At 61.0% G+C, this 23612-nt stretch carries 21 protein-coding genes; 8 read left to right on the top strand and 13 right to left on the bottom strand.

The window, feature by feature from the left end:
- Window positions 1-579 precede the first annotated feature (579 nt).
- Together ABH945_RS29880 and ABH945_RS29875 are read left to right on the top strand one after the other, a co-directional pair.
- Window positions 580-1566 (top strand): sulfotransferase family protein, encoded by a 987-nt coding sequence (locus ABH945_RS29880; protein WP_429253031.1) that lies wholly within the window; start codon window positions 580-582, stop codon window positions 1564-1566.
- A 28-nt stretch (window positions 1567-1594) separates the two neighbouring features.
- On the top strand, window positions 1595-2653 hold the full coding sequence (locus tag ABH945_RS29875; protein WP_429253030.1) for a hypothetical protein: 1059 nt from the start codon (window positions 1595-1597) through the stop codon (window positions 2651-2653).
- A gap of 137 nt (window positions 2654-2790) precedes the next feature.
- Here ABH945_RS29875 and ABH945_RS29870 read toward each other — a convergent pair whose 3' ends face one another.
- Window positions 2791-3717 carry a LysR family transcriptional regulator gene (locus tag ABH945_RS29870; RefSeq protein WP_429253029.1) on the bottom strand — a complete coding sequence of 309 codons (927 nt, stop codon included), beginning with the start codon at window positions 3715-3717 and terminating at the stop codon, window positions 2791-2793.
- 132 nt (window positions 3718-3849) lie between these two features.
- On the opposite strand from ABH945_RS29870, the gene ABH945_RS29865 reads away from it, so the two are divergent.
- Entirely contained in the window at window positions 3850-5244 is a 1395-nt protein-coding gene (locus ABH945_RS29865) for an MFS transporter (protein ID WP_429253028.1), read from the top strand.
- Window positions 5245-5488: 244 nt separating this feature from the next.
- The gene (locus tag ABH945_RS29860) at window positions 5489-5914 is read left to right on the top strand and encodes a DUF3830 family protein (RefSeq protein WP_074772778.1); all 426 of its coding nucleotides are present in this window, start codon (window positions 5489-5491) and stop codon (window positions 5912-5914) included.
- A gap of 152 nt (window positions 5915-6066) precedes the next feature.
- On the opposite strand, the gene ABH945_RS29855 is transcribed toward ABH945_RS29860, so the two are convergent.
- Genes ABH945_RS29855 through ABH945_RS29830 form a run of 6 tightly spaced genes read right to left on the bottom strand, consistent with a single transcriptional unit; the run spans window position 6067 to window position 11600 of the window.
- Window positions 6067-6288, bottom strand: coding sequence for an FmdB family zinc ribbon protein (locus tag ABH945_RS29855; RefSeq protein ID WP_074772781.1), 222 nt, complete (start codon window positions 6286-6288; stop codon window positions 6067-6069).
- Window positions 6289-6301: 13 nt separating this feature from the next.
- Window positions 6302-7729 carry a dihydropyrimidinase gene (gene hydA / locus ABH945_RS29850; RefSeq protein ID WP_429253027.1) on the bottom strand — a complete coding sequence of 476 codons (1428 nt, stop codon included), beginning with the start codon at window positions 7727-7729 and terminating at the stop codon, window positions 6302-6304.
- Window positions 7726-8694, bottom strand: a complete 969-nt coding sequence (locus ABH945_RS29845; protein WP_429253026.1) for a dihydrodipicolinate synthase family protein — start codon at window positions 8692-8694, stop codon at window positions 7726-7728. Before ABH945_RS29845 ends, hydA begins: the two co-directional genes overlap by 4 nt.
- Window positions 8691-9890: an NAD(P)/FAD-dependent oxidoreductase gene (locus ABH945_RS29840; RefSeq protein ID WP_429253025.1), complete on the bottom strand. Its 1200-nt coding sequence runs from the start codon at window positions 9888-9890 to the stop codon at window positions 8691-8693. The genes ABH945_RS29845 and ABH945_RS29840 overlap by 4 nt, the downstream gene beginning before the upstream one ends.
- Window positions 9887-11320 (bottom strand): FAD-dependent oxidoreductase, encoded by a 1434-nt coding sequence (locus ABH945_RS29835; RefSeq protein WP_429253024.1) that lies wholly within the window; start codon window positions 11318-11320, stop codon window positions 9887-9889. Before ABH945_RS29835 ends, ABH945_RS29840 begins: the two co-directional genes overlap by 4 nt.
- Window positions 11313-11600 carry a (2Fe-2S)-binding protein gene (locus tag ABH945_RS29830; RefSeq protein WP_074772795.1) on the bottom strand — a complete coding sequence of 96 codons (288 nt, stop codon included), beginning with the start codon at window positions 11598-11600 and terminating at the stop codon, window positions 11313-11315. The genes ABH945_RS29835 and ABH945_RS29830 overlap by 8 nt, the downstream gene beginning before the upstream one ends.
- Before the next feature lie 180 nt (window positions 11601-11780).
- Here ABH945_RS29830 and ABH945_RS29825 point away from each other — a divergent pair, with 180 nt between their 5' ends.
- From ABH945_RS29825 to ABH945_RS29810, 4 genes are all read left to right on the top strand, one after another.
- Window positions 11781-12608, top strand: a complete 828-nt coding sequence (locus tag ABH945_RS29825) for a transporter substrate-binding domain-containing protein (protein WP_074772798.1) — start codon at window positions 11781-11783, stop codon at window positions 12606-12608.
- A 79-nt stretch (window positions 12609-12687) separates the two neighbouring features.
- Window positions 12688-13356 (top strand): amino acid ABC transporter permease, encoded by a 669-nt coding sequence (locus tag ABH945_RS29820; protein ID WP_429253023.1) that lies wholly within the window; start codon window positions 12688-12690, stop codon window positions 13354-13356.
- 11 nt (window positions 13357-13367) lie between these two features.
- A complete protein-coding gene (locus ABH945_RS29815; RefSeq protein WP_253189885.1) occupies window positions 13368-14045 on the top strand; it encodes an amino acid ABC transporter permease in 678 nt (225 codons plus the stop codon).
- Window positions 14023-14760: an amino acid ABC transporter ATP-binding protein gene (locus ABH945_RS29810; protein ID WP_074772807.1), complete on the top strand. Its 738-nt coding sequence runs from the start codon at window positions 14023-14025 to the stop codon at window positions 14758-14760. The genes ABH945_RS29815 and ABH945_RS29810 overlap by 23 nt, the downstream gene beginning before the upstream one ends.
- 37 nt (window positions 14761-14797) lie before the next feature.
- On the opposite strand, the gene ABH945_RS29805 is transcribed toward ABH945_RS29810, so the two are convergent.
- The 6 genes from ABH945_RS29805 to acnB all read right to left on the bottom strand — a co-directional run bounded on the left by ABH945_RS29805 (window position 14798) and on the right by acnB (window position 23274).
- A complete protein-coding gene (locus ABH945_RS29805) occupies window positions 14798-15454 on the bottom strand; it encodes a GntR family transcriptional regulator (protein ID WP_074772810.1) in 657 nt (218 codons plus the stop codon).
- 289 nt (window positions 15455-15743) lie between these two features.
- Window positions 15744-16703 (bottom strand): ABC transporter permease, encoded by a 960-nt coding sequence (locus ABH945_RS29800; RefSeq protein ID WP_429253022.1) that lies wholly within the window; start codon window positions 16701-16703, stop codon window positions 15744-15746.
- Window positions 16696-17724, bottom strand: a complete 1029-nt coding sequence (locus ABH945_RS29795) for an ABC transporter permease (RefSeq protein WP_429253021.1) — start codon at window positions 17722-17724, stop codon at window positions 16696-16698. The genes ABH945_RS29800 and ABH945_RS29795 overlap by 8 nt, the downstream gene beginning before the upstream one ends.
- Window positions 17721-19349 (bottom strand): sugar ABC transporter ATP-binding protein, encoded by a 1629-nt coding sequence (locus tag ABH945_RS29790; RefSeq protein ID WP_429253020.1) that lies wholly within the window; start codon window positions 19347-19349, stop codon window positions 17721-17723. The genes ABH945_RS29795 and ABH945_RS29790 overlap by 4 nt, the downstream gene beginning before the upstream one ends.
- Window positions 19346-20371: a sugar ABC transporter substrate-binding protein gene (locus tag ABH945_RS29785; protein ID WP_429253019.1), complete on the bottom strand. Its 1026-nt coding sequence runs from the start codon at window positions 20369-20371 to the stop codon at window positions 19346-19348. The genes ABH945_RS29790 and ABH945_RS29785 overlap by 4 nt, the downstream gene beginning before the upstream one ends.
- A 317-nt stretch (window positions 20372-20688) precedes the next feature.
- Window positions 20689-23274, bottom strand: a complete 2586-nt coding sequence (acnB, locus tag ABH945_RS29780) for a bifunctional aconitate hydratase 2/2-methylisocitrate dehydratase (protein WP_074772830.1) — start codon at window positions 23272-23274, stop codon at window positions 20689-20691.
- Window positions 23275-23612: the final 338 nt, after the last annotated feature.

Here is a 23612-nt window from a genome sequence, read left to right as displayed (position 1 = left end):
CGCGGAGCCGGTGAGGTTTAGTCGTCCCGCAGTCGCGCAATGGGTCGAAGAATTCAGGCGTCTCGCTGCGGGGCAAACGGAAAGCGTGACTGTGATGTCGTCGGTGCTCTCCTGAGCGACGCTCAATAGTCTGAGCGATGTGGAGCGCAAGGATTATCAGCGGTATAGCCGGCAATTCAGGCATCGGATATGAGACCCCGCTATCTTTCGAAGTATCAGACAACGCTCAATTCAATCTGCCCACTGATCATGAATAAGATTACATTGCGGCGTTTCAGGAACACTTTGCTTCTTGTAGTGATGCGCGAAATATTCTGTAATTCAATATTGCCGTCAGTATTCGAATATTCGGTAATCGAATTCTTGCGCCAATAAACCGTTATACATCGTGATTCGACGATTCATGGCCCGATCCGCTGCTATGATGGTTAAAGCTATTCAGCCACCTCAATTTGACCACGGTTTCCGCACCTCTTTCGCTTCTGCGTTGAGTCGTCTTCGGCCTATGCATGACTGTGTTAAGCGTCTCGCGGCTCGAATCGCGTGGTGACTCGCATTAATGCACTACTAGGGCTTATCGTGACGGAAGTCTATTCGCATCCATATCCTCTTCTAGAAAATGACATTCTCGCGGTCAATCGTCCGCACACCGAATCCACGCTCATTGTTGTCTTAGGTATGCATCGAGGCGGAACTAGCGCCATTACTCGGGCAATGGAGACGATGGGTGCCGATTTCGGCGCCAATCTCGGTCAGCCGGTTGCAGGGGAGAACGACAAGGGCTTTTTCGAGGATCTCGATATTCACCGCATCAACGTCGAGCTCCTTCACGCAGCCGGGTCGAGTTGGGACGCATTGGCCCCTGTCGACCTCGATCGGATTGCTCCAGCGATGCTCGATGTCTTTCGGGAGCGTGCGACTTCGGTGCTGATCGAGAAGTGTCGAACGAAGATCTTCGCGCTCAAAGACCCGCGCATTTCGCGATTGCTGCCATTCTGGATGCCAGTGTTCGAACGTTCCGGTCTACGCATCTTCTACGTCATTGCAATCAGAAATCCGATCAGCGTGGCCCGGTCGCTGAAACGCCGGGACCGCTTCAGCCTTGAGAAATCGTGCCGGCTGTGGCTCGCTCACATGGCACCCGCGATTCGCGCCACAGACGGGCGGCGGCGGGTGTTCGTCGATTACGACACGCTTATCGATGCGCCGGTCGCGGAACTCACGCGTGTCTCCAAGTGCCTGGGGCTTGCGTTGAACGCCCAGCGGGTCGCTGTCTATGCTCAAGAGTTCCTGGATAATCGCCTTCGGCATTGGCAATTTACCCCTGATGAACTCGACGCCGCGCACACTGCGCCGCAACTCGCCCAACGCCTTTTCCAGGCATTGTGCGCAACGCTTTCACACAAGGCGGAAGAATCCAGGCCTGCGCTGGTTTCGGCGCTCAAAGATGCCGAGCATTACGTATTGTCAGCACAGGCACCGACGCGAACGCCAGCGGCGGTTCAGCCGATCTCGAAATTTATCTCGGCCGCAGTGCGCGCCGTACGGGCAGTTCGCTTGCCCTAGCTGAAATTCGACGAGCCACGCATTCGCCATGTCATCTTTAGCGCACCCATATCGCGAACCGACCAACGCCGGGAAGACGTTGTTTTCGTTCGTTGTCGATCGACACCCCAAGTTCGCCTCCATGGGGTACCAGCTGGCGCTGTCTCTGCGCCAGCATAGCTGCGATGACCCTGCCGATATTCACGTCCAGTTCACGGAAAGCGTGCCGGATGAAGCCAGACGCAGCTTCCAAGAGCTGGGCTGCACGACGCACCAGATCAAGCCATTCGGCGACGGTCGCTACTGCAACAAGCTGGCGCAGTTGAGCAATCTGAAGGACCTCGACTTTTCGATCATTGTCCTGCTCGATACCGACATGATCGCTCTGGATGATCTACGCCCTCATCTCAGCAACACGGAGTTGACGGCTAAGGTCGTCGACGGTCCGAACCCGCCGCTGCCGGTGTTGCGAGAGGTGGCCCGGCTTGCCGGAATGCGTGAAGAGCCGCGCCTGATTGAAGTCGATGCGTCTGGCAGACTGGGGCTCGCAGGGAGTGGCAATGGCGGAACGCGTCTGGACATACACGCTGACCGCACGCCCAAGGGGCGAATAATCCGTCTGTTGCGAAAACCGGTGCTGATGCTGCGAGACTTGGTAGGGTCCACCAGGAGACATGCCGAGCAGGATCTGACGTTCCTGGGGAATTGCAACGGCGGCATGTACGGCATCCCGAAACACCTTGTCGAGCAGGTAGACACGGCATGGCGGCATTGGGCGCTCTGGCTGTTGCAGAACATCGAACCGCTAAAAAGAGCAAAAAAACAAACGCACGTCGACCAGGTGGCCATGTGGCTGGCGATTCACGTAGCGCAGATTCCGTTCCGACACGCACCTTCTAACGCCAACTATTACCTGCATTTTTCAGGACAGCATCGGTGGTTCGATGAACGTGCCGGTATCGCGTTGCTTCACTACCATGACTCGGCGGTGGACCCCACGACGGGGCGCCTCAAGGCACCACAGGGAGCAACGACCATGGAGCAAGCCGCTATATCCGCGGCCAATGCTCAAATCGATCAATCGGGAAGGTCTATTGCGTGGGTCTAACCGATTTTCGAGAGCGTCTCGCCGTGAGTACTTGAACGTATGGAGGGATTTCAGCTGCCGCGCTGTCGGCGGACGCTAGTCGGCTACGAGCCATCCAATTGCGTCATAACGCACAACCACTTCGTGCCGCGTTCCGTTCAATCACCCAGATCCGTCGTCGTTTCCGCACCGAAGCGTTCGACCACGAAATCGATGAAGCTGCGCAGTTTTGGCGACATGTGCCGCTCGCTCAAATAAAGCAGGTTCAGTTGCCGCTCGGGCGCGGCATAGGCAGGCAGCACTTCCACCAGCCGTTTCGCGCGCAGATCGTCGTTCACCAGAATCGCCGGCAGCATCGCGATGCCCAGACCGCGCAACACGGCGCGCCGCAGCGCTTCGGAGTTGTCGATTTTCAGGCGCCCATCCACACGCACGGCCACGCGACCTTCCGCACCGTGCAGCACCCACTCGGGCTGCGCCGCGTACCATTCGGAGCGCGGCGGATACGCGTAGGTCAGGCACTGATGCGTGCGCAACGCGTCGGGCGTCGCGGGCGTGCCGTGCGCCTTCAGGTAGGCGCGGGAAGCGCATAGCACGAGCCGATACGGCTTGAGCGGCCGCGCGACCAGATCGGGATTACCCAGCGTGCCAATGCGGATCGCTGCCTCAAAGCCGTCGTCGACGAGATCCGAGACTGCGTCGGTTGCGACGATATCGAGCTTCACCTCGGGATAGCGCTCGCAGTATTCGGCAATAACCGGAATCAGACACTCGTTGTTGAACATGACGGGCGCCGTCACGCGCAAGCGGCCGCGCGGCGTCGCGAGATGATCGTGCGCGAGCCGCTCCGAATCGTCGATCAGGCCGAGTATCTCGACGCAGCGTTCGTAGTACGTCTGACCGAATGCGCTCACCTGCTGCTTGCGCGTGGTGCGATGGATGAGCCGCGTACCGAGCCGCGCTTCCAGCGCCTGAAGGTGAGTGCCGACCATCGTCGGCGACAGGTCGCACGCCACCGCCGCCGCCGTCAGGCTGCCGGTTTCGACCACGCGCACAAACACCGTCATCGTCTTGAGAAGATCCATTCCTCAATAATACCGGGTTCTGTGTCAAATACACCTGCGTTTATCAAGCGTAGGTTATGGAATACAGTTCGGGCTTCGCGACGACTTGCACGGTTCTGTCCGGCTCGCGCGCGTCATTTCCCGCAAGGACCTATGCGTACACAACACCCCACGCCGCGACAGTCATCGCGGCTCGCCCTGCTGGCGACGAGCCTCGGTTTCGTCCTCATCTGTCTCGACGTGACAGTCGTGAATGTCGCACTCGATCGCATGCGCGCGAGCCTCGCGCTGGACGCAACCGCGCTCGAATGGGTCGTCAACGCATACACGCTCGCGTTCGCGTGCCTGCTGCTCACGGCGGGTGCGCTCGCCGACCGCTTCGGCGCGCGTCGGGTGTTCGTCAGCGGCTTCGTGGTGTTCACCTGCGCGTCGATCGGCTGCGGTCTTTCGGGCGACGCGGCGATGCTCGTTGCGTCGCGAGTACTGCAAGGCGTGGGGGCGGCGCTGTGCGTGCCCTCGTCGCTGGCGCTGCTCGGCGCGGCATTTCCGGACCCGCATGCGCGCGCCAGGGCCGTCAGCATCTGGGCCGGCACTGCGGCGCTGGCGCTCGGCGCCGGTCCGCTGGTCGGCGGCGTGCTGGTCGATCGTTTCGGCTGGCCGTCGATCTTCCTGATCAACGTGCCGATCGGCATCGCCGGCATCTGGCTCACGCTCAGGCATGCGCCCGACACGGTGCGTCGCGCGGCGCGCCGCATCGATCTGGCCGGGCAACCTCTTGCAATCGTCACGCTGGCTGCGTTGACGTATGCCGTCATCGAAAGCGGCCGCCTCGGCTGGATGAGTGCCACGGTCATGACGAGCCTCGCGGCGATGCTAGTGGCGGGCTCGTTGTTCATCGCCGTCGAGGCGCGTCACGCGCAGCCGCTGTTGCCGCTTGCGCTGTTTCGCAACGCCGTGCTGAACGTCAGTTCGATCACGGGCTTTACGCTGAACTTCGGCTATTACGGGTTGATGTTCGCGATGAGCCTGTTTTTCCAGAATGCGCGTCACGACACGCCGCTCGAAACCGGCATCGCGTTCCTGCCGATGACCGCTGTCGTGACCATCGCGAACGTCGTATCGGGCCGCCTCACCGCACGCTTCGGTCATCGCTTGCCGATGGTCGTCGGCCAGTTGCTGGCAGCGCTCGGCTATGTCTCGCTGGCATTCATTCACGCCGACAGCGGCACGCTCGCCATCGCATTACCCTTGCTGGCCGTCGGAACAGGTGTTGCGCTCGCGGTGCCGTCGATCAATACGGCCGTGCTCGCACATGTCGAATCGTCGTCCATCGGCATCGCTTCGGGCGTGTTGAACACCGCTCGGCAGATCGGCGGGGTCGTAGGCGTGGGCGTGTTCGGTTCACTCGTGCGTCCCGAGTCCGGTGATCTTGCCGCGGGCCTGCATGTTGCCGCGATGCTCGCCTTCGTCATGACACTTTTGAGCCTCGTGACAATATGGATCGGCCTTGCAAAATCTGGATCGTCGGTCAAGGCATGTGCGAATTGAAGCATTGTTACGTAGATGGATAAGCGGGGGAGCGTCGATTTTTGAAGTGTTTGTTTAACGGGAATGCCTGTGAAACTGGCCTGATGGAATCCGAATTAATTGTCCATGTCGATGTATAAGTGGCGTCGACAAAATGTTCTCCATTCAACCGGACGACCATCGCATCAACCTGCGCTTTGTCACATGCTCACGTGCTGAGGGTTCCGGTCTACATCCCTTCAGCCATTCTCAACAGAACCTTCCCATGACTCGACTTCGTATCACATCCTGCGGCCTGACTTTTATTGCTGAAGCCAATCCCGATGCACCGAAAACTGTTGCTGCTTTTATGAAGCTGCTTCCGTACACGCAGAAAATCATTCACGTACGCTGGAGCGGCGAGGGCTGCTGGGTGCCGCTCGGCGAATTCAAACTCGAAAATGACGGCGTAGAAGTAGGGTTCGAGAATCACACGAGTCACCCGTCGGTTGGCGACATTCTTTTTTACCCGGGTGGCTACAGCGAAACCGAAATCATCATGGCGTACGGATCGTGCCTGTTCGCTAGCAAGATGGGGCAGCTCGCAGGCAATCACTTCCTGACAATCGTCGAAGGTAAGGAAAATCTTCGCGAACTGGGCGTCAAGGTATTGTGGGAAGGTGCACAAGACATCACGTTCGAAGCGATCTGAAGTTCCTGAAGATCCCGAAGGGCGCTGTTCACCGAACAGCGCCCTTCGTCTATTTTCGTCTATTGCAAAGCCGTTCAGACTGACGATTGCACTGGCACCGCTGATAAAGCGGAAAAAGTGCGCCTACGCATTAGCGCGACAGGCGCCGCGCGTTAAACGCAGCAGAGACAACTTTTCGCGTGCCGGCCTAAATAAGCGCCGTCATTCTCGACCGGGGTCTCGTCGCCGCGTGTGAGCAGCATGGGCAAGCCATTCTGCGAACGTGCCGATGACGCACCGCATTGCGGGCACGGCGCAGGTTCATCGCGCAACGCGACGCGGCGTATCTGGTCGAATACGCCGCAGGTTTCGCAACGGTAGTTGTAGATCGGCATGGCGTGGCGAGCGTCAGAAATGAGCGCCGAGTTCGCCGCGCGCAACGAACTGACCACCGCCGCTGCGTCCCACCCACTGGCCGTCGTCGATCAGCAATTCGCCGCGCAACAGTACTTTCTTCACGCGGCCCGTAACCTCGTGACCTTCGAAGAGCGTGAAATCGCAATCGCTATGTTGCGTGTCTGCGCTGATGGTGTGAGCTTCGCGCGGATCGAACAGAACGATATCCGCGTCGCTGCCGATCGCGAGTGTGCCCTTCTTCGGAAACAGTCCGAACAGTTTGGCGGGCGCTGTCGACGTCAATTCGACGAAACGGTTCAGCGAAATGCGACCGATACGAACACCGCCGTCATAGACCACCGTCATGCGCGTTTCGACTCCCGGCACGCCGTTCGGAATCTTGGAGAAATCGTCGGCACCGAGCGGCTTCTGATTCACGTTGCCACGATGGCCTTCCTTCATGCAATACGGGCAGTGGTCGGTGGAAATCAATTGCAGGTCGTCGGTCTTCAGCGCGGTCCACAACGCGTTTTGCGCTTCTTTCGAGCGCAGCGGCGGACTCATCACATAGCGCGCCATGTCGAAGCTATCGTCGGCGTAAGCGGTCTCGTCGAAGAACAGATAATGCGGACAGGTTTCCGCAAACACCGGAATGCCGAGATCGCGCGCTTCGATCACATGTTTGAGCGCCTCTTTCGCGGACAGGTGGACGAAATAGACCGGCGCCTCCGCGAGTTCCGCGAGCTTGATGCCGCGATGCGTGGCTTCGCCTTCCATGATCGCGGGACGTGTCAGCGCATGATGGCGCGGCGATGTATGGCCTTGCGCGAGTGCTTCGCGAATCAGCAGGTCGATGACCGTGCCGTTTTCCGCGTGCAATGCGATCATGCCGCCGTGCTGACCGACCATCCGCATCGCCTGAAAAATCGATGCATCATCGGACATCACCGTGCCGGGATAGGCCATGAACATCTTGAAGCTCGATACGCCCTCGTGCCGGATCGCATGTTGCATGTCGGCGAGCACCTGATCGTCGACCCGGGTGACGATCACATGGAATCCGTAGTCGATATGCGAGACCGAGCCGGCCTTTTGCTGCGCACGCGCGATCGCGTCGAGCGGACCCGTGCCGGCGTCCTGCAACGCAAAGTCGATGATCGTCGTCGTGCCGCCGAATGCAGCAGAACGCGTGCCGGAATCGAAGTTATCGCACGTGACAGAAGGACCGAAAGTATTTTCCATGTGCGTGTGCGCATCGACGCCGCCGGGAAATACCAGCAATCCTGTTGCATCGATCACTTTGGTATCCGGGCCTGCTTCGATCTGATGGCCGATGCAAACAATCCGTTCGCCTTCGATAACGATGTCGGCGACATAGTCGTCAATGGCGGTAATCAGGCGGCCGCCGCGAATCAGCGTGCGGGTCGTGGTTTGCGTCATGAGTCGCTCCGGTCGTGGTCAATCGCAAGTTCAAATGAGAGGGCAAATGACAGCGCCTCGTCGAGCTGCGCAGTCTCTGCTGCCGTGAGGGTCGGAATCGGCGGACGTGCGCACGCATGCGGAAATTTGCCGAGTAGATGCAGGCAGGCCTTGAGCCGCGCGTTCGCATGCGAGCCCGGCGCGGTGCCGTAAATGGCCTTTGCCAGCGGATAAACGTGTTCGTTCAACCGCTGTGCTTCGACGAGATTGCGCTCCTGCAACGCGCGGTACAGCGCCACGACCAGTTCGGGCACGACCGCCGCAAGACTGACGACGCTGCCTTCGGTGCCGATCGCGAAACACGTGAACAGATGCTCGTCGCCCGAGGCCATCACGGCGACGTGCGGTGCGGCAGCCTTCACGAGGCGGCGGTTCGCTTCGTATCGGGCGGTTTCCCAACTGCCTTCCTTGATCGCGACGACCTCGGGAAGCTTGACCAGCGCCGACAGCATGTCAGCGGTGTAAGCCATCGCACCGGTGCCGACGCCGGCCTGATAGAGCATCATCGGCAAGTGTGCGTTCGCGTTGGCGATCTGATGATGATTGACGACGGTCGCGAGATCGGTCGATAAAGCCCACGAATAAGGCGGAAACAGCAGCGTCAGATCGGCGCCGGCGGCTTTGGCATCGTCGGTATGTGCTTGTGCTTCGAAACTGTCTTCCGAGTTCACGCCCGCAACGATGATCGAACGATCGCCGCACACCTCATGCGCAATGTCGAGCACGCGTCGCTTGTCGTCGCGGGACAGCGCGAAGTTTTCGCCGGCATGACCGTTGATCAGCAGGCCCGCGATGCCGTCCACGGACGCGAGCGTATCCAGATGATTCGCCAATGCGGCTTCGTCGAGATGGCGGCCGTGTGCATCAAGCGGACACAGTGCGGCGGCATAAACGCCGTTAAGAGGAGCGTCGTGCGAGGGGATCATTGCGTGTGTTCTCGAGGGGAAAGTGCTGGCGCATCGTGTGCGGACGTTGGCGCGATCAGCCGCGCGGGATCGAACAGGGGCAACTCGGGCGTCTCGCCGAGGATTGCCTGCGAGAGCAGCTTGCCCATGTAGGGGCCGCTCGTATAACCGGAATGGACGCAGCCGATGACATAGGCGTGATCGAGGCCGGGCAGCGCGCCGATCATCGGCATGGCGTCGGCGGTTTCCGATTCGAGTCCGAGCCAGATCCGCGCGACGCGGGCTTTGGCGAGAGCAGGAATCACGTGCTGTGCGAGGCGCAGATTGCCAGTCAGGTTTTGCGGAATGGTCTCGACCGGACCACGTTCGCGATCTCCGACACCTTGCCAGCCGCCGCCTATGACGACGCTGCCGTTCGCGAACTGCTTCATCGACAGAAGACCGTTGGCAATGCTCAACACGGTGCGCATGACGGGCGGCATCCGTTCGGTCACGATCAGCTGATTGACCAGCGTTTTGACGGGAATGTGAATGTCGAGCATGCCGAGCAGCGGTTCGAGCCAGACGCCGCCTGCCATCACGATGCGCGTCGAGTCGATGACGAGTGGTTGCTTGCCCGCCTGCGATCCATCTACGCGATAGCACCCGTTCAACTTTTCGATGCGTGTCACCGCGGTGTTTTCGATGATTTGCACACCGGCCGCGCTTAATGCGGCGCGATAGGCACGACCAGTGAGATACGCGCTTGCGAAGCCGTCGGTGGTGCAATGTGCGGCTTCCAGCATCGCCGGATTAAGACCAGGTTCGATCCGCAGCGCGGTTTCGGCATCGAGCAGATCGATCTCCGCGCCATATTCGCGGCGCGCGGCGGCACGCGCACGCAGCAGGTCGCGTTCGTTTTCAGTGAATGCCAGCGACAGTCCGGGCGCAGCGGTCGCGAGCACGCCCTCGCCGAGCCACTGGTCGGTTTCCATCCACATCTTCCATGCGTGGATGGCATAGGGCACGAGCGCGGCGCGCGTCATGTGCAAAGTCAGCGTGCCTGCGTTGACGCCTGAGGCAGCGCGGCACAGCGCATCGCGTTCGATCAGTGTGACCCGCATGCCGCCCCGGGCGAGAAACAATGCGGTAGTGCAGCCCATGACGCCGCCGCCGATGACGGTGACGTCGATCGGTTTGTGCAGCGTGTCGAGCGAGGACAGGTTCCGGTCGTTCATAGCGGTGCCGCCTTCGGGATCGGAATGTCGTCGTATTTGAATGCTCCAGTCAGGGCTTCGACCGTCACGGGACGCAGTGGCGTACGGGCAGAAAAGCAGCCGACGTCTTCGCGCGAGTTCGCACCCATGCGACGCATCAGAAGCTCGCCTGCGACGTCGCCGCACGTGCGCCCCTGGCACGGGCCCATCCCGCAGCGCGTCCATGCCTTGAGTTGATTGACATCGTGTGCGCCCGCATCGCAGGCCGCGTCGATCTCCGCGCGCGTGACGTCCTCGCACCGGCAGACGATGGTATCGGGCGCGATGCTGTCGACGTGACCAGCGCGCAACGCCATCAGGTTCGCCATCGCATGGCCGAAACGGGAGGCGTCCCGGTGCGCCTGGCGCAGATCGGCAACGCGTTTGGCGGCGATAGCTCCGCTCGCGCCGAGATCGCGCGCGCAGGCGAGTCCAGCGAGCATGCCGTGGGTTGCGGCCGCGGCGGCGCCGGCGATCCCCGCACCGTCGCCCGCGACATACAGCAGAGGACGGGAGGTGCGGCCGTCGGCGTCGGCTACGGCGACCCAGCCACCGGCCGCACGTGAATAACGATGCTCGGCGCGCAACAGACGCGTGATTTCGCTGGAAGGCGTGAGACCGTGGCCGACCGCGATGCAGTCGCTCAACACGGTTTTGCGCTCGCCGTCGATCACCCGGCCAGCGGCGTCGCAAGGGGCAAGCGTGGCACGCAGGCGGTCGCCGGCCGGTTCGACGCGAACGATCGTATGGCGTGCGTAACGGGGCGTACCTGCGCGGCGAATCGCGTTCCACCATTTGAAACCCTGGCGAAGCAGATCGAGCCGCCCGAGCATCGCGGGCATCGCGCGCGCCCAGTCGCCGGTGCTGGCGAGATCGACGATCGCTTCGACCTTGCCGCCGCCTTCCAGCGTCTTGGCGGCGACCGCAGCCAGCAGCGGGCCGCAGCCGGCGACCAGCGTCGAACGCCCGGGCAGCATGTGCTGCGACTTCAGCAGGATCGTCGCCGCGGCGAGACCGATGACGCCGGGCGTCGTCCATCCTTCGAACGGTACGACACGCTCGGTCGTACCGGATGCGACGATCAGCGCGCGTGCGGTGCAGTGAAGCGGACCGTCGGGGCCGGTTGCATCGACGCGATAGTTGCCCGTCACCGCCCAAACCGGATGACGGAAGAAAGCGGTGACGTTGCTCGCCGCCAGCTCGCTGCGCAATGCATCGCCTGCGGCCTGATCTGCGCCTGGCGTCGGTGCGACGCCGGCGAGCGGCGCGCGATAAACCTGGCCGCCCGCCGATACGTTTTCATCGAACAGCGCGACGCGCAATCCGGTAGAGGCCGCCGCGATAGCCGCCTGCGCGCCGGCGGGACCGCCGCCCAGCACGATCACATCGAACGAGGACATCATGTCAGACATCGATGCCTGTCTCCGGGACGGTTTCTATACGCATGCCGTTTACAACCGACGTTTGACACGCCAGCACTCTGCTGCCGTTGACCATCACCAGACACTCCTGACAGGAACCCATCAAACAGTACATACCGCGCGGCTGATTCAAACGCGGGCTGACACGCAAGGTCTTGACGCCTGCGGCGAACAGGGCGGCTGCGACGCTCTCGCCTGGGTGTGCGCAATAGCGCCGGCCATCAAGAAACAGCTCGACCGCAGCCGTGCGGTGGGGATCGTGAATGCGCATTGCGTCCTCTTGGGCTTCGTTGCCGACAGTGTTGCCAGGCTCGCTTGACAACTAATTTAGGCGATGTTTTGATGCTAACGTATACGATACGTATACGCAAAATCGCCAAAAAAACGAGGCACTGCGAATACCTCGCCGGAGTAGTCACTTCATCATCACGCCCTCTCACGGAGTCATAGTATGAAACCCTCGATCATGTTGAGCCGCCTGCTCGCAGCCGGTCTCGCGGCATGTGCGCTGCTCGGCTCAATCGATGCCAGCGCGCGGACCCTGGACGAAATCATTGCGTCGAAGAAGATCGTGTTCGGCATCAACCCGAACCTGCCGCCGCTCGGCACCTACGATGCAAAGAACAATATCGACGGGTTCGATGTCGCGATTGCACGCAAGATCGCCGATTCGCTCGGCGTGAAGCTCGAAATCGTGCCGGTCGGTTCGAACGACCGCGTGCCTTTCCTGATGGCCGACAAGATCGATGCGGTCATGGGCGGGATGACCCGTAACGCCGATCGTCTGAAAGTGATCGACTTCACCGATCCGGTGAATACAGAAGTGCTGGGCGTGTTGACCACGCAGGACAAGCCGTATAAAGACTATATGGCGCTGAACGATGCATCGGTGCGTCTCGTGCAGGTGCGCGGCACGACGCCGATCAAGCTGATTCAGGACAAGCTGCCGAAGGCGCAGTTGCTGTTGCTCGACAACTATCCGGACGCTGTGCGTGCCATTGCGCAGGGTCGCGCCGATGCGCTGATCGATGTGCTGGACTTCATGTTGAGCTACACGAAGAACTATCAGACGAAATGGCGGGTGGTCGATGCACCGATCGAAGTGGATTACGACTGCATCGGCATCAAGAAGGGCAACACGGCGTTGACCGAGCGGTTGAATAAGGAAATCGGCACGCTGCAAAAAGACGGGTATGTGGCGGCGAGCTGGAAGAAGTGGTTCGGCAGCCCGATGCTTTACGACCCGACCGCTGCGCCGCCGACCGTCGCTGCACAATAATTCAATCGAGCGTGGTGCGCTGCTGCTTCGGCGATAAAGCGGCGGCACCGCGCCATTCGTTTCAGGGAGTGCGGATTCGATGACGCTTCAATTCGGGCCGATCCTCGAGCAGTGGCCTTATCTGCTCGGCGGTGCATGGCTCAGTCTTCAGATTGCGGTGCTCGCATTCATTTTCGGCATGCTCATCGGCCTCCTGTGCGCGTCGGTCCTGCGCTATGGGCCGACGTTCCTGCGTCGTCTGGTGACTGCGTATGTGACCTTTGCAACCAATACGCCGCAGCTGGTACAGATCTTTTTTCTGTTTTTCGGCCTGCCTGAAATCGGCATTACGTTGTCGCCGTTCACGGCTGTCCTGATCGGTGCGACCTTCAATGCCGGCGCTTATCTGTGCGAGATTCAGCGCGCGGGCTTCGCCTCGGTACGCTGGGCGGAAATCGAGGCAGCCGAAGTGCTCGGCTTTTCGACACCTCAAATCGTGCGTCACGTGATATTTCCGCACGTGATGAAAGTGATGTTTCCGCCGTTGTCCAACCAGTTCATCGTGATGACGCTTGGCACGTCGATGGCATCGATTTTCGGCGTCGAGGAATTGACTGGGCGTACCAGCAATATTGCATCGCAGACGTATCTGTCTGTCGAGGCGTTCAGTGTGGCCGCCGTGATGTATATCGGCATCACGATACTGGCGACCTTCGCACTCGCGATGTTCGGCCGTCACGTGTGCCGCGCGAAGATAAAGGTGTTTTGATGGCCGGTTCGATGATGACTCAACTGACGCATCTGTTTTCGTACTACAACCTGCTGTTGCTGCTGGAAGGACTCGTCGCCACTTTCGTACTGTCTGCAATCGGCTGCCTCGCAGGTTTCGTCTCGGGTTTCGTGGTCGCGATACTGCGGGTCACGCGTTCGCGCGCGATGGCGCCGGTGCGCGCCATCGTGTTCGCGTATTGCCTCGTGTTCCGCCGCATACCGTTCCTTGTCACGCTGATGCTGGTGTTCTTTGCCACCCAGTCGCTCAACGCCAATCTCTCTACGTTCAGCGTTGCGTTGATTAGCGTCTGCCTGATCGCGTCGGCGTATCTTGGCGAGATTATCCGCAGCGGGCTGGAGTCGGTGCATGTCAACCAGTGGGAGGCGGCGAGCACGCTCAATTTCAGTTACCTCGAAACGCTGCGTTTTGTGATCGTGCCGCAAGCATGGCGTGTCATTGTGCCGCCCACCTTCGGGTTTTTTGTGATGTTCATCAAGGACACCGCGCTCGCATCGCAAATTGGCGTGATGGAACTGACGTCTGCCGGCAAGGTGTTAAGCAACAAGGGTTTTTCTGCGACGCTTGTGTATGGCGCGATCCTGGTGTTGTATTTCCTGATGTCGTATCCGTTGTCGCGCTTGGGTAAGCGCATGGAGAAGAAACTTGCCGCAACTCGAAATCGTTGACCTGAAAGCGTCCTATGGACCGCATACCGTCCTTGAACGGATCAACCTCTCGGTGGAGAAGGGCGAGATCGTCAGCCTGATTGGTCCGTCCGGATCGGGTAAGAGCACGCTGCTGCGCGTGCTGATGGGGTTGCTGCCGCCGGAACATGGAAACGTACGTCTGAATGGCGAAGCCGTGAACTACGCGAACAAAGCTGCGCTTCGCGCATTGCGCTCGGATATCGCGATCGTATTCCAGCAGTACAACCTTTTCCAGAACATGACGGTGCTCGACAACGTCATGATTACGCCGACGAAGATAAAGGGTTGGCCGCGTCAGGAAGTCGAGAAGAACGCCATTGATCTGCTGACGCGAGTCGGTCTTGCTCATCGCCTGCATGCGTACCCCGACGAATTGTCGGGTGGACAGCAGCAACGGGTGGCAATTGCCCGTGCACTAGCGTTGAAGCCGAAGGTGTTGTTCCTCGACGAGGTGACGGCCGCGCTCGACCCCGAACTCGTGAACGAAGTGCTGGATACGATCCGGCAACTCGCATCCGACGGCATCACGATGTTTATCGTGTCGCACGAAATGAGTTTCGTACGGGAAGTCTCGTCAAAAGTCGTGTTTATGGCGGGCGGTCATGTGATTGAATCCGGCACGCCGCAGCAGATATTCGATGCGCCTCAGGAGGCGCGGACACGAGAGTTCGTCGGCAAGATATTGCGGCACTAACGAGTTCGATGAACGTGCCCGGATTGCTGAAACTGCCCTAACTGTAGGTACCTTCTGCGAGGCGCTCGAGTACGAACCGGCGTAGATTCTGCAAGTGTTGACGGACGGCCGCGCGAGATGCTTCGGCGTCGTCCGCCAGATAGGCTTCGAGAATAGCCAGATGTTCGGCACGATCTTCTTCGATACGATTGAACGGTGTCACCAGTTCGAACAGACGGCTATTGGTGCGCACCAGATCGATCATATGCGCCAGCACGTCATTGCCGCTCGCGCGCGCCATCATGCTATGCACCTGGTCGTCCAGTTGCCAGTGGGTCTGTTCCTGCTGGCCGTTGCCCAGCGCCTTGATCTTCTTGATCAATTGCTGAACGACCTTTTTCTCGATCTTGCCGATGGCGAGACCAATCGCTTCCGCCTCCAGTAACTCGCGAACTTTCATTGCCTGAAAGTACTCCTGCGCGCTGACAAAGCGCACGGAGTACGAGCGGGCACCCGCACGGACTAGCAGCCCTTCGCCTTCGAGGCGCAGCAACGCTTCGCGCATTGGCGTGCGAGAGATGTTGAGTTCTTCGGCAAGACGCCCTTCGACGACAGGGCCGCCGCTGCGCAACGCTTTATCGAGAATCATGCGGCGCAATGCGTGATACGCCAGGTCGCCCAATTTCTCGGGGTTTGGGGAAGAGGAATTAGCCACGCTGCCTCGCGGAAGTTATACCGCAAGTATACGTTTTGTATGCGGTTCCGCAAGAGAGATGGCACACGGTTGCTCTCTCACGTAGCACAGTAGGGATAATTTACTGTGGTTGACTAACGCTGCCCTGGAGCATGCACGACAGTTGTGCGGCGGAAATCGAAAGCCAAATAGAAGAGAAGCGACACACCTCTCCTATCTCGGGTGATTGTCAGCGCCTGTTGTTCCATTTCGTGTGGAATCCCTACCCGACTGAAGCTCTCGTCGTGGCTCGACGGCAAGCTCCCGCGCTTCACGCGTACCGGCCGCCGCGCTGTACGAAGCTCAGCGCGAGCACCGCGAAAATCAGCACGCCGGTGGCGACCTGTTGCCAATAAAAATTCCATCCGATCAGCAACAAGCCGTTGGCAACGAGGCTGATCAGCAGGACTCCCAGCAGCGTGCCGGTGACACCGGGTCGCCGCGTCGGAGAAAGCGTCGTGCCGATGAACGTCGCGCCAATCGCGTTGAGCAGAAACCCGTTTCCCGCCTGAGGCACGTACGCCTTCACCGTCGACGACAACAGCACGCCGACCACCCCATAGATCAACGCACTGGCGATAAAGGTCCACGAAATGATCGCGCCCACCGGGAGTCCCGAGTAACGCGCGACGCCCGGCTGCTCTCCGAGTGCGCTCGCGTGCCGCCCGAACACCGAGCGGGCCAACACCACGTGGACCGCGACCGCGAGCAGCGCGACGACGCATAACGGCACGGGTACTCCCCAAAGTGCGCCGTGAGCCAGTTCGCTGAAATAGGACGACAACGGTACGCTCAACAGATAGACGGGTTGTCCGCCATCGGTGGCGAGTTGCTGGACCGTCTGTCCGATGAACAACGTGCCGAGCGTCGCGAGGAACGGCGCAATGCCCAGGCTCGCAATCAGCACGCTGTTCAATGCGCCGACTGTGAGCGCAGCCGCGAGCCCGCCAACGAGGGCGATGGGCAGACTCGTCTGATGTGCGCTCAGCAAGACGAACACGAGACTGGCAACGTCGATCGACGTGCCTAGTGACAGATCGATTGCACCAATCGATAAGGCCAGCGTCATCCCAAGCGAGGCAATCGCCAGTAGCGCGAAATTGTTGAGCAGGACATCCGCGAGATTGGCGGGGCGTGCAAAACCCGGAGCGACAATCGCGAAGAAGGCGACTACGGCAAGCAGCGCGATTATCAGCGCGTAGCGTTGCAGATGGGCAATCCGTTCAATCATTCGCATGGTTCCCGGTGTGGCTTCGACGGATCACAGCGGTGGTCGCAACGACGAACAGAATCAGCGCGCCCTCGACGCCGTTGACCCAATAGCTCGACACATTGTCGAGTTGAAAGCCGTTGTTGATGATGCCGATAAACAGCACGGCGAGTAGGGTGCCCGGAATAGTGGGTACGAGCCGCCGCGAGAACACGACACCCAGCAGGGCGGCGGCAACGACCGCCAGCAGGTTCTCGCCAGCGCCCGGCGAACTACCGCTCAACAACGCCGACGATGCCAGCGCCGCGAGCGCAGCCGCGATACCGCTGAGGACGTAGCTTGCCCCGACATAGCGTCGGGTCGCGATCCCCGCCGCCCGGGCCGCGTCGCGATGCGCACCGGTAGCGCGAAGTCGCAAGCCGAACGGCGTGTAGTGAATCAGCGTGGTAAAAAGCGCGGCGACGATGACCAGGGCGTAAGCGAGATGCGGCACGTTGAACCGGTCGCTGTCCAGCAGGAACGCCATCACCGGCGACGCAACTGGAACGGAGGTGTTCTGCGTGAGGACGAGTTCGAGCCCTGCGGCTATATTCATCGTGGTCAGCGTGGCGAGTAGCGGAAAGATGCCGAGCACGATGACGGCAAATGCGTTCAGCACGCCGAGGGCCGCACCGGCCGCGACGGTGAGCGCGAGCGCCGCGCTTTCGGGCAGACCGTGGCGCAGCGTCACGGCATAGACTGCGGCGCACCAGCCCATGTTCGCCGCGATAGACAGATCGAGCCCGCCCTTGATCGGGTCCGCACCGCCGCCAATCAGCACCGCTGTCAGCCCAAAGCCGAGAATGCCGACGACAACCGATTGCTGCATCACGTTCGCCAGATTGCTCACGCTCAGAAACAGCGGCGAACTCGCGGCGAACGAAAAGAACACCACCGCAAAGGCCAGCACGGCACCTCCGCGTAGCCAGAACTGCGCGCCGAACCATCCCGCCGGCAGTGCGAGACGGGGGCGTGGGGAGGCACTGTCGAGCGCGTTGCTCATGCTGCGGTTTCCTTGGGCAAAGGTAGTCCGGTGGTTGGCGTTATGTCGGGGGGCGTGGCACTACGTGCGCCCGTGGCCCAGGCAAGCACGTCCTGACTGTCGGCCTCTCGCGAGATCAGTTCCTTGACGATGCGTCCACGCGTCATCACCAGAACCCGGTCGGTCACCTCGAGTAGCTCGATCAGGTCGCTCGAAAACAGCAGGACTGCCGCGCCCTCATTCGCAAGCCGGTCGAGCAGTCGATAAATCTCGGCCTTCGCACCGATGTCGACGCCCACGGTCGGCTCGTCGAGCAGATAAACCGGTGCCGCGTGACTCGATCCGCGTATCAGCCATTTCGCCAACGCCACCTTCTGCTGGTTGCCGCCTGATAGATGACGCACGGGTGCTTCCGCGCCGGGCGTGCGTATATTGAGCGCGTCGATCATCTGACGCACGGCGGCGCGCTCATTGCTTCTGCCGATCAGTCCGAAGCGGCTGAACCGCGCAAGATTCGGCAGCGTGATGTTTTCGCGCACACTCAGCGACGGAGCGACGCCATGTGCGCGACGGTCCTCGGGAACAAAGGCGATACCGGCTCGCACTGCATCGGCAGGCCGTCGCAGGCGAAGCGGTTTGCCGTCGATGGCGATCTCGCCGCGTACATTTCGCTCCAGACCGAACAGGCTGCGCACGAGTTGCTTGCCGCCAGAGCCGAGCAGGCCCGTCACGCCCACGATTTCACCGCGCCGCAACTCGAACGACACCTGTTCGAAGCGGTTGTCCGCGCTGAGCCCCTGTACCGACAGCAACGGCCTGCCGACGGTTCGTGCGGGCCGTGCGGTGCGCCTGGCCAGTTCGACGCCGATCATGGCGTTGACCAGCGTCTCGGTCGATGTCGTGCGGGCGTCGACATGGGCAACATCCTTGCCGTCGCGCAACACCGTGACGCGATCGCAGATCGCCGCGATCTCATTCAGGTGGTGGGAAACGTAGAGAATCGTCAGGCCACGTTGACGCAGGTGGTCGATGGTCTGAAGTAATCGTCCGACTTCGCGATTGACGAGCGCCGCCGTGGGTTCATCGAAAACCAGAATGCGCGGTTCGCGCATCAGCGCACGGCAAATCTGCACGATCTGCTGCTCGGCGACGCTCAACTCGGCGATCAACCGGTTGGGTGCAAGATCGATGTCGAAGTGCGTGGCGATCGCGGCGCGCGCCTCACGTTGCATCCGGCGCACATCGAGGATGCCGGCAGCGGAGCGGTGCCGGCCGAAGCGGCCGCCACGCTTGCCGCCATTGCCGAGTGTCGGCTCGCTGCCGATCAGCAACGCCTCGGCCACGGTGAACGTGGCGGGCAGCAGGCGCTCCTGATGGATGAAGCCGATCTGCGAAAGTGCGTCGCGCGACGCGCTTCCGGTCAGACTCACGTCCACGCCGTCAACCGCGATCGCGCCGCTATCGGCTGAGTGCAGCCCGGCGAGAATCTTGATCAGCGTCGATTTACCGGCACCGTTCTGCCCGATCAGACCGTGCACCGTGCCGCGTTCAACCGCCAGCGACGCGCCCCGAAGTGCGGGTACGCCGTTGAACTCCTTGACGATATCGCGCAGCGCGAGGGCAGGGGCGGCCACGTCCGCTGTCATTTCGCTGCGACAACGCCGTTCTGCGCGACTTGTCCGAGGGTCTGCTGAATGGAGCCGGCATTGTCTTTCGTGACGAGAATCGACGGCACGTACGTGTACGGCGGCAAATCTTTCTGACCCGCCAGATAACGCGCGACATTGTCGACGGCGGTCTTGCCGATCAATGCGGGCTGTTGCGCGACGACGGCCGCAGCGCTCGACTTCTGGTCCTTGACCAGGTTGACCACATCGGGACTGCCGTCCACCGCGTAGGTTTTGATTTCGGAGCGATGCGCGGCGTCCACCGCTTGCGTTGCGCCGACCTGTGGCACGTCCCAGGCCGCCCAGATCGCCGAAACCTGACCCTTCGGATACTTCGCGAGCAGCTGGCTGACCTGCGCATACGCGCTCTGCACCGTGTTTGGAATGACGTCGCGCAGTTCGGGTTCGATGATGTGAACCTTCGGGTAGTACTTCAATACCGCCTTCAGCTGGTCATAGCGGATCGCGCAAACGGGTACCCCGTAGAAGCCGTTGAAGACGAGGATGTTGCCTTCGCCGTGGATGTCGTTGACGAGCTTCAGCGCCAGCTGTTCGCCAATGAAGAAGTTGTCCGACGTGGTGTCGTTCAGGCTCGACGGCGACGCGGTATCGATCGTGAAGAGCGGTATGCCCGCCTGGCGGATTTTCTGCAACCACGGCTCCAGCACACTGGCCGTGCCGAGCTGTTCGACGATTGCGTCCGGCTTCTGCGCGATCAGCGTCTGGATCTGCGCAATCTGTCGGTTGTCGTTACGGCCGGCATCAAGCGCGATCGGCGTGCCGCCCAGGCGTTTGACTTCGTCGACCGCGCCTTGATAGGCCTTCAGGTCCCAGTAGTGATCGGTGCCCGCAGCCGTGATGCCGATCCGTTTGCCCTTGAGCGAGGGCACGTTTTTGTCCGCTGTGTCGTCCTGCGCGCGGGCAGAGACCTGGGCACCGAAGGCGGAAACAGCCAGCAGCGCGAGGAGGGTGTGTCTCAGTGTGTCGTGTAGGTTTTTCATGTCTTCATGTCGTGAATCAGGGAAGGCCGGGAGGCTTGCCCGACGACTCTAAACAACATGAGGGCGATGCTGAAACCAACTAATCCCGCTATCGATATGAACGGGTTGCTGAGGTGCTTAGCAATTTACGGAAGATAACGCGACTGGCATGCGGCGGCCCGCGTAAGGGGGCGCGACTATTCCTGCGTGCCGGGCAGCTGGGAGGGATGTTGGGTTGACCAATTCGATTTTCATAAAAAAAACGCTGCAGGTTCGACACCTGCAGCGCTTTTTTTCGTGAGCCATAACGCGCAGTGCGCCATGGCTCGCCATCACATTTACATGGCGACGGTATCTGCCACGTCCTTGAAGTCTTCGATCTGGTCGAAGTTCATGTATTGGTAGATTTGATCGCTACTCGCGGTCAGCACGCCCATGTCGGCCATGTATTCCTCTTTGGTCGGAATCTTGCCCAGACGCGAGCAGATGGCGGCCAGTTCGGCCGAGCCGAGATACACGTTCGTGTTCTTGCCCAGACGGTTCGGGAAGTTACGGGTCGACGTGGACATGACCGTCGCGCCTTCGCGCACCTGTGCCTGGTTGCCCATGCACAGCGAGCAGCCCGGCATTTCGGTGCGCGCACCGGCCGTGCCGAACACGCCGTAGTGGCCCTCTTCGGTCAGTTGCTTCTGATCCATCTTGGTCGGCGGCGCGACCCACAGCTTGACCGGAATGTCGCGCTTGCCTTCCAGCAGCTTCGACGCGGCGCGGAAGTGACCGATGTTGGTCATGCACGAACCGATGAACACTTCGTCGATCTTGGCACCGGCGACGTCGGACAGCGTCTTCACGTCGTCCGGGTCGTTCGGGCAGGCAACGATCGGCTCGTGGATGTCGGCGAGGTCGATCTCGATGACGGCGGCGTACTCAGCGTCCGCGTCCGGCGACAGCAGTTGCGGGTCGGCGAGCCAAGCTTCCATTGCCTTGATGCGGCGCTGGAGGCTACGCGGGTCCTGATAACCCTGCGCGATCATCCACTTGAGCAGCGTGACGTTGCTGTTCAGGTACTCGATGATCGGTTCCTTGTTCAGGTGCACCGTGCAACCCGCAGCCGAACGCTCGGCGGATGCATCGGACAACTCGAATGCCTGCTCGACCTTCAGATCGGGCAGACCTTCGATTTCCAGAACGCGGCCCGAGAAAATGTTCTTCTTGCCCTGCTTGGCGACCGTCAGCGTGCCTTGCTTGATTGCGTACAGCGGGATCGCGTTGACGAGGTCGCGCAACGTGACGCCCGGCTGCATCTTGCCCTTGAAGCGAACCAGCACCGATTCCGGCATATCCAGCGGCATCGTGCCGGTGGCTGCGGCGAACGCGACCAGACCCGAACCTGCGGGGAAGCTGATGCCGATCGGGAAGCGCGTGTGCGAATCGCCGCCGGTGCCGACCGTGTCCGGCAGCAGCATGCGGTTCAGCCACGAGTGGATCACGCCGTCGCCCGGACGCAGCGCGATGCCGCCACGATTGCTGATGAAGTTCGGCAGCGTCTGGTGCGTCTTGACGTCGACCGGCTTCGGATAAGCGGCGGTGTGGCAGAACGACTGCATGACGAGGTCGGCGGAGAAGCCGAGGCACGCCAGGTCTTTCAGTTCGTCGCGGGTCATCGGGCCGGTGGTGTCCTGCGAGCCGACCGAGGTCATCTTCGGTTCGCAGTAGGTGCCCGGGCGCACGCCCTGGCCTTCCGGCAGGCCGCATGCACGGCCGACCATCTTCTGCGCGAGCGAGAAGCCCTTGGCGCTGCTTGCCGGCTGTTGCGGCAGGCGGAACAGGGTGGACGGAGCCAGGCCGAGCGCTTCACGTGCCTTGGCAGTCAGGCCACGGCCGATGATGAGGGGAATCCGGCCGCCAGCGCGCACTTCGTCGAACAGCACGTCGGACTTGACCTGGAATTCGGCGATGACCGCGCCGTTCTTCAGTGCCTTGCCTTCGTAGGGACGCAGTTCGACCACGTCGCCCATTTCCATTTGCGACACATCGAGTTCGATGGGCAGCGCGCCCGCGTCTTCCATGGTGTTGTAGAAGATCGGCGCGATCTTGCCGCCGAGGCACACGCCGCCGAAGCGCTTGTTCGGGATGAAGGGGATGTCTTCGCCCGTGAACCACAGCACCGAGTTGGTGGCCGACTTGCGCGACGAGCCCGTGCCGACCACGTCGCCGACGTAGGCGACCAGATGGCCTTTTTCTTTCAGCGATTCGATGAACTTGACCGGTCCGCGCTTGCCGTCTTCTTCGGGCGTGATGCCCGGACGCGCGTTCTTCAGCATGGCCAGCGCGTGCAACGGGATATCCGGGCGGGTGGTCGCGTCCGGCGCCGGCGAGAGGTCGTCGGTGTTGGTTTCGCCCGTCACCTTGAACACGGTGATGGTCAGGCTTTGCGGCACTTCCGGGCGGCTCGTGAACCATTCGGCGTCGGCCCAGCTTTTCAACACGGCCTGTGCGTTGGCGTTGCCCTTGTCGGCGAGTTCCTTGACGTCGTGGAACGCGTCGAACATCAGCAAGGTTTTCTTCAGCGCTTCGGCGGCAACCGTGCCCACTTCCGCGTCAGACAGCAGTTCGATCAGCGGCTGGATGTTGTAACCGCCAAGCATGGTGCCGAGCAGTTCCGTGGCGCGAGCGCGCGAGATCAGTGTGCAGGGGGATTTGCCCTGCGCGACGGCAGCGAGGAAGCCGGCCTTCACGCGGGCGGCCTCGTCGACCCCGGCGGGCACGCGGTTGGTGATCAGGTCGAGCAGGGTCTGCTCTTCGCCTGCGGGCGGGTTGTTGAGAAGTTCCACCAGGTCGGCGGTTTGCTGTGCGGTCAGCGGCAGGGAAGGAATACCGAGCGCCGCCCGTGTGGCTACGTGAGCGCGAAAGTTTTCAAGCATGAGGAACCGGCTGTGTTGGCGTTTTGGGGGAGGGCTTCCCGGCCCGCCGTGGCTGTGCCGGGGAGTGCTATCGGCTAAATTTTAATGGGGATAGGTAGTATGTGTCAAACGTCTTATATCTTATATAAGAGTTGGGTGTCACGGGATGGGTTTTGAGAGGCCGGAAGTCGGTGGCTTTACGATGTGTATGGTTTGAAAGTCGGTGAAATTCGGGCTTGGCGGGCTTGTTATTTACGCCTGCCACCGTGCCCGTGCTGTGTCTGGTCTGCCTGAATTGCATGCCCCCTTCACGCAGGAGCTCCAGAGCAGACGCTGGCTCTTGCGAACCGTCACCGCTT

This window comes from Paraburkholderia sp. GAS333 (assembly GCF_050435665.1).
In the GTDB taxonomy this organism is placed as follows: Bacteria; Pseudomonadota; Gammaproteobacteria; order Burkholderiales; family Burkholderiaceae; genus Paraburkholderia; species Paraburkholderia fungorum_A.
The sequence above is the reverse complement of the archived record's forward strand: the minus strand, read 5'-3'. Positions and strand labels throughout refer to the sequence as shown.

Coding starts and splice junctions, on each gene's coding strand:
- ABH945_RS29875 (WP_429253030.1), top strand. CDS start 1,595: ATGTCATCTTTAGCGCACCCATATCGCGAACCGACCAACGCCGGGAAG.
- ABH945_RS29870 (WP_429253029.1), bottom strand. CDS start 3,717: ATGGATCTTCTCAAGACGATGACGGTGTTTGTGCGCGTGGTCGAAACC.
- ABH945_RS29865 (WP_429253028.1), top strand. CDS start 3,850: ATGCGTACACAACACCCCACGCCGCGACAGTCATCGCGGCTCGCCCTG.
- ABH945_RS29860 (WP_074772778.1), top strand. CDS start 5,489: ATGACTCGACTTCGTATCACATCCTGCGGCCTGACTTTTATTGCTGAA.
- ABH945_RS29855 (WP_074772781.1), bottom strand. CDS start 6,288: ATGCCGATCTACAACTACCGTTGCGAAACCTGCGGCGTATTCGACCAG.
- hydA (WP_429253027.1), bottom strand. CDS start 7,729: ATGACGCAAACCACGACCCGCACGCTGATTCGCGGCGGCCGCCTGATT.
- ABH945_RS29845 (WP_429253026.1), bottom strand. CDS start 8,694: ATGATCCCCTCGCACGACGCTCCTCTTAACGGCGTTTATGCCGCCGCA.
- ABH945_RS29840 (WP_429253025.1), bottom strand. CDS start 9,890: ATGAACGACCGGAACCTGTCCTCGCTCGACACGCTGCACAAACCGATC.
- ABH945_RS29835 (WP_429253024.1), bottom strand. CDS start 11,320: ATGTCTGACATGATGTCCTCGTTCGATGTGATCGTGCTGGGCGGCGGT.
- ABH945_RS29830 (WP_074772795.1), bottom strand. CDS start 11,600: ATGCGCATTCACGATCCCCACCGCACGGCTGCGGTCGAGCTGTTTCTT.
- ABH945_RS29825 (WP_074772798.1), top strand. CDS start 11,781: ATGAAACCCTCGATCATGTTGAGCCGCCTGCTCGCAGCCGGTCTCGCG.
- ABH945_RS29820 (WP_429253023.1), top strand. CDS start 12,688: ATGACGCTTCAATTCGGGCCGATCCTCGAGCAGTGGCCTTATCTGCTC.
- ABH945_RS29815 (WP_253189885.1), top strand. CDS start 13,368: ATGATGACTCAACTGACGCATCTGTTTTCGTACTACAACCTGCTGTTG.
- ABH945_RS29800 (WP_429253022.1), bottom strand. CDS start 16,703: ATGATTGAACGGATTGCCCATCTGCAACGCTACGCGCTGATAATCGCG.
- ABH945_RS29795 (WP_429253021.1), bottom strand. CDS start 17,724: ATGAGCAACGCGCTCGACAGTGCCTCCCCACGCCCCCGTCTCGCACTG.
- ABH945_RS29790 (WP_429253020.1), bottom strand. CDS start 19,349: ATGACAGCGGACGTGGCCGCCCCTGCCCTCGCGCTGCGCGATATCGTC.
- ABH945_RS29785 (WP_429253019.1), bottom strand. CDS start 20,371: ATGAAAAACCTACACGACACACTGAGACACACCCTCCTCGCGCTGCTG.
- acnB (WP_074772830.1), bottom strand. CDS start 23,274: ATGCTTGAAAACTTTCGCGCTCACGTAGCCACACGGGCGGCGCTCGGT.